Source organism: Maritalea sp. YIW29 (assembly GCF_057219265.1).
In genome coordinates this window covers 57,679-71,778 of the sequence record NZ_JBXVVF010000003.1, presented here as the reverse complement: position 1 = coordinate 71,778, position 14,100 = coordinate 57,679, and the positions used below count along the sequence as shown (strand labels likewise).

Sequence of the window (14,100 nt, the reverse complement as noted above, 5' to 3'; positions counted from 1 at the left end):
AGGGAATAAAATGAGCAAAACAGAACAACGTGACTATGACGACGCACAAGAACCTGAACGCCGAAACTTTTTGGGTGGCAGTCCAAAACGGGTTTTCTTCAAGTTGGTCATCCTTTCATTAATCGTTGGCTTCATCATGCGGGTGATGGACATTACACCGGGCACAATATTTGGCACGCTTGGCAGTTACATTGGCGCAACGTTTGCAGACCTTGGTAGCTTTATGGGAGATCTGGGCATTTGGTTTGGATTTGGCGCAGCAATCGTGTTTCCGCTTTACGTGCTCATTCGCATTTGGCGCCGCGTTGTTGGCTAGTCTGAGCCAACGGAAAATTTAAGCTTGCGGGTTTCATGCCCGCAGCTAGACTTTACCTTTAGCGAATCTCTTGGCGTTGCGCGATCGCGCTACGCTGTTTCTAAAGGCAAGTCACATGAGCAAGAAGAGTTACCCCTTCAATGTGGGGCATAAAGATGTATGGCTCATCGCGCTCCCAACCGCCATTGCCTTTGTTACCGAACCACTTGTTGGCATTGCCGACACTACTATTGTGGGCCGACTAGGCGAAGTTGATTTGCTCGGCGGCCTTTTGATTGGCGGCCTGGTTTTCGACTTTATCGCCGCAATCTTTTACTTCTTGCGTCTATCAACTACAGGCCTTACCGCCCAAGCCTTTGGCGCACGCGACGACGCCGCGCAGGCCGCCCATTTGGTGCGCGCCGTGACAGTTGGATTTGTCGCCGGTCTATTGGTATTGGCCTTGATGGTGCCCATCGCAGATTTTGCCAGTGTCGCTTATGGCGCCAGCGATGATGTGGTTAGCGCGTTTAAGACTTACTTTTACATTCGCGTACTTGCCGCTCCATTTGTTCTGATGAACTTTGCACTTGTTGGCTGGTTTTTGGGGCGCGGACAAAGTATTACGGCGCTGGTCCTTCAATTGATTTTGAACATTTCCAATATCGGCCTCTCCATCAGTTTCACCTTCGGCCTTGATATGGGGATTGAGGGGGTTGCTTGGGGAACCGTCGCTGCACAGGTCATCATGCTGATACTTGGCGTCATTTGGGCAATCGTGCAACTGGGTGGACATTCCCGCCTCTTGCGAAAACTGTCCGAAGCAGACTTGATGAACGTCACCCAAATCAAACGACTTTTGGGACTAAGCGGCGACATTCTTATCCGTTCAGTTTTGCTGAGCGCTGTCTTTTCGTTTTTCGCATCGCAAGGCGCTCGGGCTGGCGACAACATTCTCGCGGCCAATGGTATTTTGCTGCACTTTATGATGGTTGCAGCCTTCTTTTTGGATGGGCTCGCGGCTGCGTCGGAACAACTGTGCGGCAAGGCGATTGGCGCCAGATGGCGACCTGCGTTTGTCGACGCGATCAAACTCTCTTCGCTTTGGGGGTTCATCCTTTCGGGCATACTGACGATCTTGTTCCTCATAACAGGGCCAACAATCATTGATTTCATGTCGACCAGCGAAGTGGTGCGCCAAACCGCCAGAGACTATTTGCTGGTTGCTGCCATCGCACCGGTGTTTGGCGTGCTGGCGTTTGTTTTGGATGGCGTATTTGCAGGCGCAACCATGGGATCAGACATGCGCAACGGCATGATCATCTCGACCATAATCTTTGCGATTGTGTGGGCGGTACTGACACCAATATTAGGTATCGCAGGACTGTGGTGGGCCCTTCACAGCTTCTTCATCGGCAGAAGTTTGGTTTTCTTGGGCTTGCTCAAGCTTCGCATGCCTAAGCTTTTTGCGAAGGTGGAGGCCGGGGCGTAAATATCTAAAACAATTTAGGTGAAATATTAGCGAAGGCGTAGGAGAGCACATGCCCCAAACTATTATTGTAACAAATGAGTACCCCGTTTCTGCCAAGCGATTGTGGGACATTGTGATTGACGGCGACAAGTTTGAGGAGATTATGGAGGGCATAGCGACGTTCGACGGCATGCCAAGCGGGAAGATTTACACTGGGCAGCATATTGTGGTGGACGTGTCTGTGCTCGGCATTTTCCCAAAGCAAAAATACGAGATGCATGTGGTCGAATGCGATGAAGAAAAGATGGTCTTCCGTTCGGCAGAAAAAGGCGCAGGCATCAAAAGTTGGAAACATACCGGCACCGTTACATCCACCGCAGAGGGCGCACGACTGACCGATAAAATTGAAGTTGACGCAGGCTTTATGACGCCAATTTATGCCTTATGGGGCAAATATGCCTATACGGCGCGACATAAGCCGCGCCTGCGTATTTTGGGCAAGGCAGAAAACTAATTCGCTTTAAAGTGCTTTGACAACTTAAGATGCTGGCCTTGGTAGTTTGAACCAACGTTGGCGCCATAAAGATTGTCCGGCCGTTCCGCCATACGTTCATAGATCAAGCGACCGATAGTCTGGCCATGTTCCACCAAAAACGGTACTTCGCGAGATCGCACTTCCAAAACGGCACGACTGCCCGCGCCCGCAGCTCCCGCATGGCCAAATCCGGGATCAAAGAAACCTGCGTAATGCACACGGAACTCGCCAACCAATGGGTCAAATGGCACCATTTCAGCTGCATAATCAGGTGGTACATGCACCGCTTCGCGCGACACCAGAATGTAGAACTCATCTGGATCTAGAATGAGTTCGCCACCCCCGCGATCATAAAGCGGATCCCAGAAATCAAGAATATCCAACGCGGCCTTTTTATCGACATCAACGACAGCTGTGTGGCGCTTTGAGCGATAGCCAATCAACCCGCCCCGATCACCGCCTTTAAGATCAATTGAAAGCGCAACGCCATTATCGACTGGCGCATTTTGATCAAACACCAACGTTTCTTTGGCGTGCAGTGCCTGATGTTCGGGGACGCTGAGGCGTGTATCGCCTTCACGAAAACGAATTTGGCTAAGGCGCGAACCTTTGCGCACCAACACGGGGAATGTGCGTGGGCTGACTTCAAGATAAAGTTGGCCCTTATATCCCGCAGGAACTGTGTCGAACGCCCGGCCCTGATCTGTGATCACGCGGGTAAAAATATCCAAGCGACCTGTCGAGCTTTTTGGATTTGTGGTGGCACTGACGCCTTCGGGTAAATCAAGGCTTTCCAAAAGCGGCACGATATAAACGCACCCGCGCTCGAGAACTGCGCCGACTGACAAGTCAATTTCGTGGAGTTTCAGTGTGTTGATCCGTTCATGCACAGAACTGCCCGGCCCCGGCAAGAAGCTGGCACGCACACGGTAGGCGATGTCGCCAAGACGCAAATCCAGACTTGCCGGTTGCACCTGATCTTCGTCAAAAGCGATTGAAGTATTGATGCCGCCTGTTGCATTGAGGTCTGCAATCATTCTTGCAGAAAAGATGCCGCTTACGCCCGCCATAGATCTAAAATTCCACTCGCTCACAATTATTGGGCCCTCTCTAGCAATAATGCGGCCCAGGGGCAATATGAGGCGGCAACAGCAATATTGACGGCGGGGGACAATTGGCGTTACATCATCCCTGAAATGGTGGTGATTTGGCCGGTCTGATTGCAGCCACCTTAAACAAATTGCTAAAGTCGACCATTTTGCCGGCCAATGGGTCGGCATTTTTGTTTGGAGTGCTCAATGGCTAACGCAAAAAACCCGCTGGCGGATGCAAAAAATCACCGTGCGGCAACCCAGATGGTCCATGGCGGTTCTGTGCGCAGCCAATTCGGCGAAACCTCCGAAGCGCTATACTTGAATTCCGGCTTTATTTACGAAACGTCGGCAGCGGCTGAAGCTCGGTTTCAAGGCGATGATGACGGACATATCTATTCGCGTTTTTCCAACCCGTCTTACGATATGTTCCAAGACCGGATGTGTTTGCTAGAAGGGGCTGAAGCGGCTCGCGCGACAGCGACGGGCATGGCGGCGGTTACAACTGCGGTAATGAGCCAAGTGCGCGCAGGCGATCATGTTGTTGCCTCCCGTGCGCTGTTTGGCGGATGCCGGTATGTGGTAGAAGATTATTTGCCGCGCTGGGGGGTAAGCTCGACCATTGTAGACGGTCGTGACCCCGAGAATTTTGCTAAGGCAATGAAGCCAAACACCAAAGCCATTTTCATTGAAACGCCCACGAACCCAACATTGGAGTTGGTGGATATCGCAGCTGTGGCGGAAATCGCCCATGCGAACGGCGCTGTTTTGATTGTCGATAATGTGTTTGCAACGCCTCTGTTTCAGAAGCCGCTAGAACTTGGCGCCGACTTGGTCACCTACTCAGCGACGAAACATATTGATGGCCAAGGTCGTTGTATGGGCGGCGTGATCCTAGGTTCAAAAGAGCTGATCGAAGCGGACATCCACACGATTATTCGTCAGACGGGGCCGACCATTAGTCCGTTCAATGCTTGGGTAATGCTAAAGGGATTGGAAACTTTGGACCTGCGGGTTCAGCGGATGACCCAATCAGCGGTGGCGCTCGCGGACTTTTTGGCTGACCATCCAAAAGTCGACAAAGTGTTCTATCCACATCACAAATCACATCCTCAATATGAGCTGGGCAAACGCCAGATGAGCGGTGGTTCCACGATGCTTGCCTTTGAAATCAAAGGCGGTCAGCAAGATGCTTTTGATGTGGCCGATGGGCTGAGTATTATCAAAATTTCAAATAATTTGGGCGATGCGAAATCAATCATTACGCACCCTGCGACAACCACACACCAGCGCTTCACAGATGAACAACAATTGGAAGCAGGCATTACCCGCAAATTGCTGCGCCTCTCTGTTGGGCTGGAAGACGGACAAGATTTGATTGAAGACTTTGCCTTTGCTTTGGACCAAATATAGAGCGACCCCATGAGTGATGATGATTTAGGATTTACATTTCGCGCCCGGAAAAATGGTGAGGTAAAAATCAGCCATAATGGTCGTCTAGCGACAACACTTCGTAATGAAGCCGCTTCAGATTTTATTGAAGAGATGGATGATTGCGAATTTGCGGATCAGCAACAGGTGATGGCCCGCATTACGGGCAACTATAAACGGGGCAACGAACGGTTGGCAAAAAGCCATCCGCGCAACCGCTAAGCGACTAAGTCGCTAGGCATCAGCTGCCTCAGTTCGCAAATGGCCGAATTCCTTGTATGCGAGCCAGATACGCGAAACCGCCGTGTAAAAGCAGGCTGCAGCAAACAAATATGCCAGCACGGCAAAATGTTGCGGCCAAACGCACAACACAATGAAAAATGCGATTGTTTCGGTACCCTCAAGCAAACCGGTTGAAAAATAGAGTGATTTTGATCCGCGTTGTTCCGTCGTCAACTCGTGCTTTTCCGCCAAAATCGCATAACCCAAAAATGTGCCGCCGTTAAAGTAAAAGGACAGCAATAGCACTGCGCCTGCGATGCCATTTGCCGCTGGGTCAAGCACCACAAAAGCGAGGGGAATCGCCCCGTAAAAGAAAAAGTCCGCGACGATATCCCAATATCCGCCAAAATCTGTTTTTTGCGTTGCACGCGCCACCGCGCCGTCCAAACCATCTGCTACCCGGGAAAGCAACAGCAACCATAAACCAGCCGAAACATTGCCCAGAGCAATTGAAATGGCGGCAATTAGACCAATGAGAAGACCAGCTAGGGTGACCGAATTGGCGCTAACGCCTGTTTTCGCCAACTGTTTGCCCACCATATTGAGCGGTCCATCAATGATTTTTCGGGCGTATCCGTCGAGCATATTTGATCCTAATTTCAATGCGGTTTCAGCCTAACATATTGTGGCAAATCACATTGGTCATTTTTAAGTGAGCAAAACTTGTGCTAGGGCTTAAATGGAGCATTGGACACAAGGATAAAACCCACCGCTTATGCAAATTCGTCCCGTATTGATGATCATTGGCGCATTAACTGCGACGCTTGGCTGCTCGATGTTTTTGCCAGCCATAGCCGACGCTTTGGTTGGCAACCCAGATTGGATTGTGTTCGTTACCGCCGGGCTAATTACCACCTTCATGGGTGCTGGAACATGGGCCGCGACGTTTGGAAAAGAACAAACGCTAAATGTGCGCCAAGCCTTTCTGATGACAGCACTTGTGTGGGTTGTATTGGCATTTTTCGCTGCGCTCCCCTTTTATTGGGCAGGGCTTGAACTTAGCTACACGGACTCATTTTTTGAGGCAATCTCCGGCCTCACCACCACGGGCTCAACCATCATGACGGGTTTGGATAGCATGCCGCCGGGCATTTTATTGTGGCGCGGCTTGTTGCAATGGTATGGCGGCCTCGGGATCATTGTGATGGCCATTGCCGTGTTACCGATGCTGCAAATTGGTGGCATGCAAATGTTCCGGGCTGAAGCATTTGATACGCCGGATAAAATCTTACCAAAAGCGGCCCAAATCGCAGCAAGCATGACATCGGTTTATATTGTTCTCACAATGGTTTGCGCGATTTCATATTGGGCGGCCGGCATGCCACTGTTCGATTCATTGGTCCATTCCATGACCACGGTAGCGACTGGCGGCCTGTCCACCCGAGATGGCTCAATCAGTTCCTATGATAGTTTTGCAATCGACTATATTGCCATCGCCTTCATGATTTTGGGTGCCTTACCGTTTTTGCTTTATGTTAGATTTTTGGCCGGTGATCGGAAAAGCATATTCAACGATTCACAGATCCGCGCATTTTTCGGCACAGTTGCATTTTTTGTAATCGCCGCCGTTGCCATTCAATATGTCAGTAGCATCGCGCAAGGCGAAGAAGCACTGCGTCACGCTCTGTTTTCTGTTGTTTCAGTTATGACAGGCACTGGCTATGCCACCACAGATTACGGAAATTGGGGACACCAAGCCACTGCTTTATTTTTTGTGCTGATGTTTATTGGTGGGTGCGCGGGCTCGACGTCTTGTGGGATCAAGATCTTTAGGTTCCAAGTTCTATTCTTGGACCTCAAACAGCATATTCGGGAGATCCTTTACCCGTCTGGGATTTTCGTTAAACGTTATAATGGTACGATCCTCACCGACGATGTTTCTGCATCGGTGATGAGTTTTGTGTTCCTATATATCGCAGCATTCATGATCTTGGCATTGCTGCTTAGCTTCACAGGCCTAGACACGCTAACCGCATTTTCCGGCGCAGCAACTGCGATCTCAAACGTGGGGCCGGGACTTGGCGATATCATTGGCCCATCTGGCAATTTTGCGCCGCTGCCTGACATTTCAAAATGGCTATTGGCAGCAGGCATGATCGTTGGACGGTTGGAGATTTTTACCGTCATCGTGTTGTTCTTGCCGCGTTTTTGGAAAAGCTGAGGGGCATTTTTTACGCCGCCGTCGCGAACAAGTTCGCATCCCCGATCACTCTTAACGCCGCTGGTTGCCTATCCCTCAAGCTCAGGGCCACGTGGCACGGTGTGGTGATCGCCGCGCAGCAATCCACGGAAACTTGGTGCGCCTTTGCGCAAAAACAGCCAACTGAAAAATGCGCCAATGTCAGCACCGATGCCAATAAAAGCGGGTACTAAGAACAACACCAGCGTTGTCGCCAACCCCAAACCGAACACAATTGTGATGGCCATTGGGATCAAGAACTGAGCCTGTAGACTTGTTTCAAACAACAAAGGCGTAAGTCCGCCAATAGTTGTCAGGGAAGTCAGCAGCACGGCGCGCAAACGATCTCGCGCTGCGCCGGTCGCGGCCCGTTCCAGACTGTCCCCCTCTTCAACCCGTTCTTGCAAACGAGAGACGAACACAATGGAGTCGTTCACCAAAATCCCGGCCAGGCCGAGCAGCCCCATCACAGAAATAACTGTAAGGTTATAGCCCATCAGGTAGTGGCCCCAGATTGCGCCAACAACGCCGAACGGGATGATCAGCATCACCGCGAGGGGTGCAAAGTAAGAAGCAAAGATCCAAGAGATAATGACATACATAATTCCCAACGCGATCAGGCCGCCGAGTTGCAAATCGCCAAAGGCAGCATTTTGCTCGGCTTGAGTGCCGCCAAAGCTATATTCCACACCAAACTTCGCCGCGAGTGCGCCCATGTGATCCGCTTCTAGTCGCTCTATAACTTCTGCGCCCTGTAATATTGTAGTGTCTGTATCAGCCCGAACGCTAACAACGGTTTTGCCTTCTTCTCGGTTGATCCGGTTAAAACCCTGTCGATCACTAAAGGAAACTACTTCTGCCAACGGCACAAAGTTTCCAGCGTCTGAGCGCACCCACAAATCGCGAAGGGCTGCGGTGCCGGTTGCGTTGGATTGTTGTTCAACGCGGATGGAGATTTCTTCTTCCTCTTCGGCTACCCGGCGTGCCAATCGTCCTTCAAAGGTGTCGCGGATTTGAGACCCTAAACTGTCAAGGGAGAACCCAAGAGCACGCCCACGTGGGGTAAGCTCAAGAACAAGTTCTGGCTTGCCATATCGCAGCGTGTCCGAAATCGCGTTTACGCCATCAAATCCTTCAAGGATTGCCTGCAATTCTTCTGAGGCCTGTTTCAAGACTGTCGTTTCGGCTCCGGAAAATTGAACATCGATTGCGCGCCCCGGCGGGCCACCGCGTGGCTCCCGAACAGAAAGGCGGTCGACGCCCGCAATAGTTGGTACATTTTCACGAATTGCACGGCCAATTTGGTTCGTGCGTATGGATCGCACTTCGGCAGGCGTTAGGAACACCGAAAGGTTGGCGCGCCCGTTTTCAATATCGAGATAAGCAAAGGTTGTAACAATCAGTTGCTCGCCATCAGGGGTTAAATCAGTTTCAACTTTGCGCACAGCGTTGTCGAGCTGGTTCACCAGCTCATACATGGATTCTTGGGGCACGCCCGGCTGGAAGAATGCTGTCACATTGACCGTTTCACCCTCAACTGATGGGAAGAACTCAAATGCCAATTTGCCTGAGGGTATTAGTGCGCCGCCGGTGATCGCAAGCGCAACGGTTGCTGCGACGGTCGCGTAGCGCCATTTATAGGTAATGTCGGCCAAGGTCCCGAAGATATTCTCTTTGAAGAAATCAAATCCGTTGTCAAAATTTCTACGAAACCAACCCGGCGCTTTCCGCTCTCGCGGCAATGCGTGAGAGAGGTGTCCGGGAAGAACCAAAAAGCATTCAATTAATGAGGCGATCAAGACCGCAATAACCACCATGGGTAACGCCGAGAGGATCTGCCCGATGACATCACCCACCAAAAGAATTGGTCCGAACGCGGCCATTGTCGTTAAACTGGCTGCGATAACTGGCGCTGCCATGCGGCCGGCACCAGCAATTGCCGCTTCTTGGCGGCTATCGCCCATGGCATAGCGGGTGGCAGTGTGTTCCCCCACCACAATCGCGTCATCTACGATAATCCCCAGCGTCAGCAATAGTGCGAACATCGAGATCATATTGATGGTTTGCCCGGTGAAATACATCACCCCAAGCGTTGCCAAAATCGACACGGGGATACCCACAGCGACCCAGAACGCAATTCGGAAATCTAGGAAGATAAACAGGACGATCAAAACGAGAGCGAGCCCGGTGACACCGTTTTTGACCAACAAACCAAGCCGGTCTTCCACCAATTCGGCTGCGGCATTGAACACCTCAATTTCCAATGACGCAGGCAACTCAGCCTTGGCCGTTGTGAGATAGGTGTTCATTTTTTCAAAGCTCTCAATCGTATCTGCCGTGGCAGACCGAGAGACAGACAATTGGATCGCGCGCTGACCGCGCATAAAGCCGACTGACTGGTCATTATCATAACCGTCTTCAATCGTTGCGACATCGCCAAGCAGCAGCTTTTCACCTGTTGGGGACGTGCGAATTTCTAAATTCGCCAGTTCCGCAATGTTCACATCCCGCGCAATTGCTCGGATTTGTGCTTCAAAATCACCGTCTAGAGTGCCAGAAGGCTTATCAACTGTATTGACTGAAATCGTTCGTGCGAGGTCGGCTGTCGTTAGACCAAGTTGGCGTAGTTTAGCGTCATCAACAAGCACGCGGATTTCACGTGCGCGGTAGCCGGTAAAGGTTACCCGATCGACACCTGCATCCAGTAGCCCATCCCGAAGATCGCGGGCGTATTTGCGCAATGTCGCTTCGGGAAACGGCCCCGAAATGCCGATATCGGCAATTGGGTCAAAGAATTTTGGCCGGTCAACCTCTGGTGCATCCGCGTCTTCTGGTAAATTGGTAATGGCAGCAACGGCTTCTTCCACTTGGGCTTCTGCTGTGCGCATATCTGTGTCGCGCTCAAATTCCAGTGTAATCGAGCCACTACCCTCGCGCGCGGTGGATTCCATTGACTTCACGCCATCCAAAAACCGCACGGTAGGTTCTATGACCTGCAAAAGGTTTTTGCGAATATCGTCCGCACTCGCGCCCGACCAGCTGGTAGAAACAGAAATCACGCCGACTTCCAGCGAGGGGAAAAATTGCCGGTTGAGCTTTGACATGCCCCACACGCCAAACAGAATGAGCAACACCATCAATAGATTGGCGGCGTTCTTGTGGCGAACGAAAATTTCCAACAGATTTCTGGCGCGCTTATTTGCCATGCTAATTGCTCTCCTGAGTGGTTACTTCAGGTTCAGCGTCATTGTCGTTATTTGTTTGGTTTGGACGTTGTCCTTCGCCGCCACCATCTCGATTTCCCTGACGATTGTTCGGGCGCTGGCCACCCTCTCGGGCGGGTCTGTCGCCACGTTCACCGCGTTGAGCATCTTCTCCTCGAGGGCGATTTGGACGTACGAAAGGCGCGGGTTCGCCTTCGTTGACGATTGCGACCCCCTCACCAGCCTGCGCTATTCGGCTAGTGATAATTGGCGTGCCCGCTTCAAAATCAGCTGTTGCAAGAAGGAACTGCCCGTCACGGGCAAAAACTTCGACATCACGGCGAGACATGCGTCCATCGCTGTCCACATAAATATATTGGTTGTCATAGATGGCTGCTTCTGGCAGGCGCAGCATATTCTCAAATTTGAGGCCGGGCACTTCGATTTTCACGAATGTTCCGGGCCTTAGTTGAGCGGCCTTTGACGCGTCTATGCGAGCGAAAATTTCGACGCCACCTTTGGCAGCATCAATTTGAGCACCGGTGCGTGAGATTTGAGCCGTGGCAATAATCGGTTGGGGTTCAACTTCCCATTTCACGACAATATCGCGACCAACCAACCCGTCTTCCAAAAGCTGACCATATTGCTGATCCGACATGGTAAAACGAACGTCGAGTGCAGAAGTCTGATAAAGGCTAATCAGCACCTCATTGTTTGAAATGACGCGGCCAAGCTCGATATTGTTTGAGGTGACAATACCATCAAAGGGCGCGTAAATTTTCGTGTCCGCAAGGTTGCGTTCCGCGCGTTCAACCTGCCATTCACTTCGCTCAAGTGCAGCTTGCTGCCGATCAAGTTGTGCTTGTTGAATGATGATGTTGCTCTCACGCTGCAACAATGCCTGCTCTCGTTGGGAAACGAGCAGTTCACGGTCGTCTAACGACTTCTCAGTGATTGATCCGGCTTCAAACAGAGATTTCGCACGCTCCAAATCGCGTTTGGACAAGTCGAGTTGGCTACGAACGAAATCTAGGTTTGCGTTTTCCAGTGATAGGCGTTCTTTGGCTTCGGTTAGGCTAAATTTGGCTTCCGCCAGGCTTGCGCGCGCCTCAGTAAGTGCACCACCATAGGTAAAGTCATCGATAGAGGCTAGCAGCGTGCCTTTTGATACAGCGCTGCCGACGGATAGCCCTTCAGCTAGCGCAACAACTTTGCCAGCAACTTGACTGCGAATATCGAGCTTGGTGGCGGCTTGCAATTCACCAAAGTAGACGAGATTGGGCTGAAAATTAGCGAATTCCGCAGGCGTTGATTGAACCGTGAACGTGCGTTCTCGAGGCTGACGCTCTGGCGGCTCGGGACGATCTGCAATCATGCTGCGAGCATACAACCCTGCGCCTGCAATAATGGCTATCGCAAACAGGAAGCGAAATAGAATTCCAAAAATCGAAAACCGCCGACGTTTTGGCGTTTCAACAGGTATTGCGTCTTCAGATTGTTCGCCGGTCTTGTGAAGCATTTTAGTTGGCCCGCCCATATCGACATTTCCAATGTTCAAAGATGGTAATGGCCATCAGCCATTACAACAACTTAATCTTTGGAAAGGTTTGATCCCTTAGCTCTATGGGATATACGGGCGGGCCACGCTTTTAGATCATTCTTCGTCGATACCAAACATGTTCGGATTGAAATAATATGGTGTTGAACAAAATTCGCACACCACTTCAATCTCATCGTCTTTGATCATAGATTGGCGGTCTTCATAGGAAAACTGCGACAACATCAACTCGATTTTGTCAGCGTCGCAGCCACATTTTTCAACCATGTCCATCGGTTCAAATACCCGAACGCCTTGCTCGTGGAACAGACGGAACATTAGCCGCTCTGAGGACAATTCAGGATCAACCAATTCGTGGTCGTCTACGGTTTGGACAATTGCTGTGGCTTCCACCCAACCATTATCTTCCTCAAACGATCCGTCATTTGTGTCCTGATTGTCAAAGTCGCCATCGCCAGGCAAGTCGGCCATCGTGCGTTCACCGTGGGCTGGCAAATGCTGCACCAACAGTCCACCAGCACGCCATTTAGGTTGCGTTTGGCCTTTGTTTTGCACTTGCGCAACAGCCAACCGAACCAATGTTGGGATCTGTTCAGATTGTTGGAAATATTTATGTGCAACGGCTTCAAGCCCCGACCCGTCGAGCTCAACAATTCCTTGATAACGTTCGGTGTGCTCGCCTTGGTCAATGGTCATCGCCAAACTGCCTTTGCCCAATAGGTCGGCAGGCGCGAGTTTGCCTTCGCTTGCTGCTTTGGACAGGGCAGCTTCATCATAACGGGCATAACCGCGCAATCCGTTTGGTGTTTGCAAATCCACAACGATCAGATTTACAGGACCATCGGTTTGGGTTTGCAGAATAAACCGACCCGCAAACTTTAATGAGGACCCGATCAAAGAAGCCAGCACAATTGCCTCGCCTAGAAGGCGAGCAACAGGCGCAGGATAATTGTGACGTCGCAAAATTGTGTCCAGTGCATCTTCAAGCCGCACTGTGCGTCCACGTACATCTAGAGTTTCAACTGCAAACGGCAATATTGTGTCGTCACCACTTTCTGGACGATCAAGGCCAACGGCCTCCATAAAACTCTCGCTCATTAGAGCTCCTCAATTCCAAAGACCCACGCCAGAATGGTTTTTTGTGCGTGAAGTCTATTTTCCGCTTCGTCAAACACCACGGATTGTGGACCATCCATAACTTGGCTGGTCACTTCATCACCACGGTGGGCTGGCAGGCAGTGCATAAACAATGCATCTGGTTTTGCTTGCGCCATCAATTCCTCTGTCACCCGGTAAGGTGCTAGATTTTCACGACGGATATTGGCGTCTAGGTCACCCATGGATACCCATGTGTCAGTGATAACCAAATCGACGTCTTTTATGGCTTCATTTGGATCTCGTGTAACACTGATCCGACCATTTGCTTGGGCTATGTCGGCCTGCATGCCTTGATCAGGGCTATATTGTTCAGGACAGGCAATAGTCAAGGTGCAGCCAAAAATATCCGCTGCATGTATCCAAGACGCCAACACATTATTGCTGTCACCTAGCCATGCAATTTTGATGCCTTCAACGGACCCGCGATGTTCTTCAAACGTCATGATATCCGCCATGATTTGGCAAGGATGCGACAGACGTGTAAGCCCGTTAATAACAGGAATTGAACCCGCACCAGCCAATTCGAGCAAATCATCGTGATTAAGCAAACGGATCATGATCGCATCGACATAGCGGGACATAACACGTGCTGTGTCGGCGATCGTCTCATCTCGCGACAATTGCATTTCTTGGCCTGTAAGCATCAATGTTTGCCCGCCAAGTTGGCGCATACCGACATCAAACGAAACGCGGGTGCGTGTGCTTTCGCGGTCAAAAATCATCGCCAAAATCTTACCGTGCAAAATTGGCGTGCTTTCGCCTGCTTTTTGCTTGGCCTTTAGGGCGTAGGCGAGTTCAAGCATTTTACGTAATTCGGTTTTTGAATAATCTTTGATATCCAAAAAGTGTCTAACTGCCGCTGTCATAACGACGTCCTTCTTCAAATCTGAAATGAGT

The 14,100-nt window shown here is 50.8% G+C and carries 12 protein-coding genes and 1 riboswitch; of the genes, 6 read left to right on the top strand and 6 right to left on the bottom strand.

Features of this window, described 5'->3' with window-relative positions:
• Nucleotides 1–10: 10 nt before the first annotated feature.
• From AC2D8L_RS15840 to AC2D8L_RS15830, 3 genes are all read left to right on the top strand, one after another.
• Entirely contained in the window at nucleotides 11–316 is a 306-nt protein-coding gene (locus AC2D8L_RS15840; protein ID WP_484686481.1) for a DUF6460 domain-containing protein, read from the top strand.
• Between the two features lie 115 nt (nucleotides 317–431).
• The gene (locus AC2D8L_RS15835) at nucleotides 432–1,787 is read left to right on the top strand and encodes an MATE family efflux transporter (protein ID WP_484686480.1); all 1,356 of its coding nucleotides are present in this window, start codon (nucleotides 432–434) and stop codon (nucleotides 1,785–1,787) included.
• Between the two features lie 49 nt (nucleotides 1,788–1,836).
• Nucleotides 1,837–2,280 (top strand): hypothetical protein, encoded by a 444-nt coding sequence (locus AC2D8L_RS15830; protein ID WP_484686479.1) that lies wholly within the window; start codon nucleotides 1,837–1,839, stop codon nucleotides 2,278–2,280.
• Here AC2D8L_RS15830 and AC2D8L_RS15825 read toward each other — a convergent pair.
• Nucleotides 2,277–3,371 carry a 2'-deoxycytidine 5'-triphosphate deaminase gene (locus AC2D8L_RS15825; protein ID WP_484686523.1) on the bottom strand — a complete coding sequence of 365 codons (1,095 nt, stop codon included), beginning with the start codon at nucleotides 3,369–3,371 and terminating at the stop codon, nucleotides 2,277–2,279. The genes AC2D8L_RS15830 and AC2D8L_RS15825 overlap by 4 nt on opposite strands.
• 119 nt (nucleotides 3,372–3,490) lie before the next feature.
• Nucleotides 3,491–3,569, top strand: a riboswitch (SAM riboswitch).
• A 30-nt stretch (nucleotides 3,570–3,599) separates the two neighbouring features.
• On the opposite strand from AC2D8L_RS15825, the gene metZ reads away from it, so the two are divergent.
• Together metZ and AC2D8L_RS15815 are read left to right on the top strand one after the other, a co-directional pair.
• On the top strand, nucleotides 3,600–4,805 hold the full coding sequence (metZ, locus tag AC2D8L_RS15820) for an O-succinylhomoserine sulfhydrylase (RefSeq protein ID WP_484686478.1): 1,206 nt from the start codon (nucleotides 3,600–3,602) through the stop codon (nucleotides 4,803–4,805).
• A 9-nt stretch (nucleotides 4,806–4,814) separates the two neighbouring features.
• Nucleotides 4,815–5,045 carry a hypothetical protein gene (locus AC2D8L_RS15815; RefSeq protein WP_484686477.1) on the top strand — a complete coding sequence of 77 codons (231 nt, stop codon included), beginning with the start codon at nucleotides 4,815–4,817 and terminating at the stop codon, nucleotides 5,043–5,045.
• A 12-nt stretch (nucleotides 5,046–5,057) separates the two neighbouring features.
• Here AC2D8L_RS15815 and AC2D8L_RS15810 read toward each other — a convergent pair whose 3' ends face one another.
• Nucleotides 5,058–5,690: a CDP-alcohol phosphatidyltransferase family protein gene (locus AC2D8L_RS15810; RefSeq protein ID WP_484686476.1), complete on the bottom strand. Its 633-nt coding sequence runs from the start codon at nucleotides 5,688–5,690 to the stop codon at nucleotides 5,058–5,060.
• 130 nt (nucleotides 5,691–5,820) lie between these two features.
• Here AC2D8L_RS15810 and AC2D8L_RS15805 point away from each other — a divergent pair, with 130 nt between their 5' ends.
• Nucleotides 5,821–7,266, top strand: a complete 1,446-nt coding sequence (locus AC2D8L_RS15805; protein ID WP_484686475.1) for a TrkH family potassium uptake protein — start codon at nucleotides 5,821–5,823, stop codon at nucleotides 7,264–7,266.
• Between the two features lie 68 nt (nucleotides 7,267–7,334).
• Here the strand turns inward: AC2D8L_RS15805 and AC2D8L_RS15800 are convergent, their stop codons facing one another.
• From AC2D8L_RS15800 to argF, 4 genes are all read right to left on the bottom strand, one after another.
• On the bottom strand, nucleotides 7,335–10,490 hold the full coding sequence (locus tag AC2D8L_RS15800; protein WP_484686474.1) for an efflux RND transporter permease subunit: 3,156 nt from the start codon (nucleotides 10,488–10,490) through the stop codon (nucleotides 7,335–7,337).
• A gap of 1 nt (nucleotide 10,491) precedes the next feature.
• The gene (locus AC2D8L_RS15795) at nucleotides 10,492–12,024 is read right to left on the bottom strand and encodes an efflux RND transporter periplasmic adaptor subunit (protein ID WP_484686473.1); all 1,533 of its coding nucleotides are present in this window, start codon (nucleotides 12,022–12,024) and stop codon (nucleotides 10,492–10,494) included.
• A 117-nt stretch (nucleotides 12,025–12,141) separates the two neighbouring features.
• On the bottom strand, nucleotides 12,142–13,143 hold the full coding sequence (locus AC2D8L_RS15790) for an Hsp33 family molecular chaperone (RefSeq protein ID WP_484686472.1): 1,002 nt from the start codon (nucleotides 13,141–13,143) through the stop codon (nucleotides 12,142–12,144).
• A complete protein-coding gene (gene argF / locus AC2D8L_RS15785) occupies nucleotides 13,143–14,069 on the bottom strand; it encodes an ornithine carbamoyltransferase (protein ID WP_484686471.1) in 927 nt (308 codons plus the stop codon). Before argF ends, AC2D8L_RS15790 begins: the two co-directional genes overlap by 1 nt.
• Nucleotides 14,070–14,100: the final 31 nt, after the last annotated feature.

Excerpts from the sequence above, each read along its gene's own strand:
- AC2D8L_RS15795 (WP_484686473.1), bottom strand. The coding sequence starts at position 12,024 with ATGGGCGGGCCAACTAAAATGCTTCACAAGACCGGCGAACAATCTGAA.
- AC2D8L_RS15790 (WP_484686472.1), bottom strand. The coding sequence starts at position 13,143 with ATGAGCGAGAGTTTTATGGAGGCCGTTGGCCTTGATCGTCCAGAAAGT.
- argF (WP_484686471.1), bottom strand. The coding sequence starts at position 14,069 with ATGACAGCGGCAGTTAGACACTTTTTGGATATCAAAGATTATTCAAAA.
- AC2D8L_RS15825 (WP_484686523.1), bottom strand. The coding sequence starts at position 3,371 with ATGGCGGGCGTAAGCGGCATCTTTTCTGCAAGAATGATTGCAGACCTC.
- AC2D8L_RS15840 (WP_484686481.1), top strand. The coding sequence starts at position 11 with ATGAGCAAAACAGAACAACGTGACTATGACGACGCACAAGAACCTGAA.
- AC2D8L_RS15800 (WP_484686474.1), bottom strand. The coding sequence starts at position 10,490 with ATGGCAAATAAGCGCGCCAGAAATCTGTTGGAAATTTTCGTTCGCCAC.
- AC2D8L_RS15815 (WP_484686477.1), top strand. The coding sequence starts at position 4,815 with ATGAGTGATGATGATTTAGGATTTACATTTCGCGCCCGGAAAAATGGT.
- AC2D8L_RS15835 (WP_484686480.1), top strand. The coding sequence starts at position 432 with ATGAGCAAGAAGAGTTACCCCTTCAATGTGGGGCATAAAGATGTATGG.
- AC2D8L_RS15830 (WP_484686479.1), top strand. The coding sequence starts at position 1,837 with ATGCCCCAAACTATTATTGTAACAAATGAGTACCCCGTTTCTGCCAAG.
- AC2D8L_RS15810 (WP_484686476.1), bottom strand. The coding sequence starts at position 5,690 with ATGCTCGACGGATACGCCCGAAAAATCATTGATGGACCGCTCAATATG.
- metZ (WP_484686478.1), top strand. The coding sequence starts at position 3,600 with ATGGCTAACGCAAAAAACCCGCTGGCGGATGCAAAAAATCACCGTGCG.
- AC2D8L_RS15805 (WP_484686475.1), top strand. The coding sequence starts at position 5,821 with ATGCAAATTCGTCCCGTATTGATGATCATTGGCGCATTAACTGCGACG.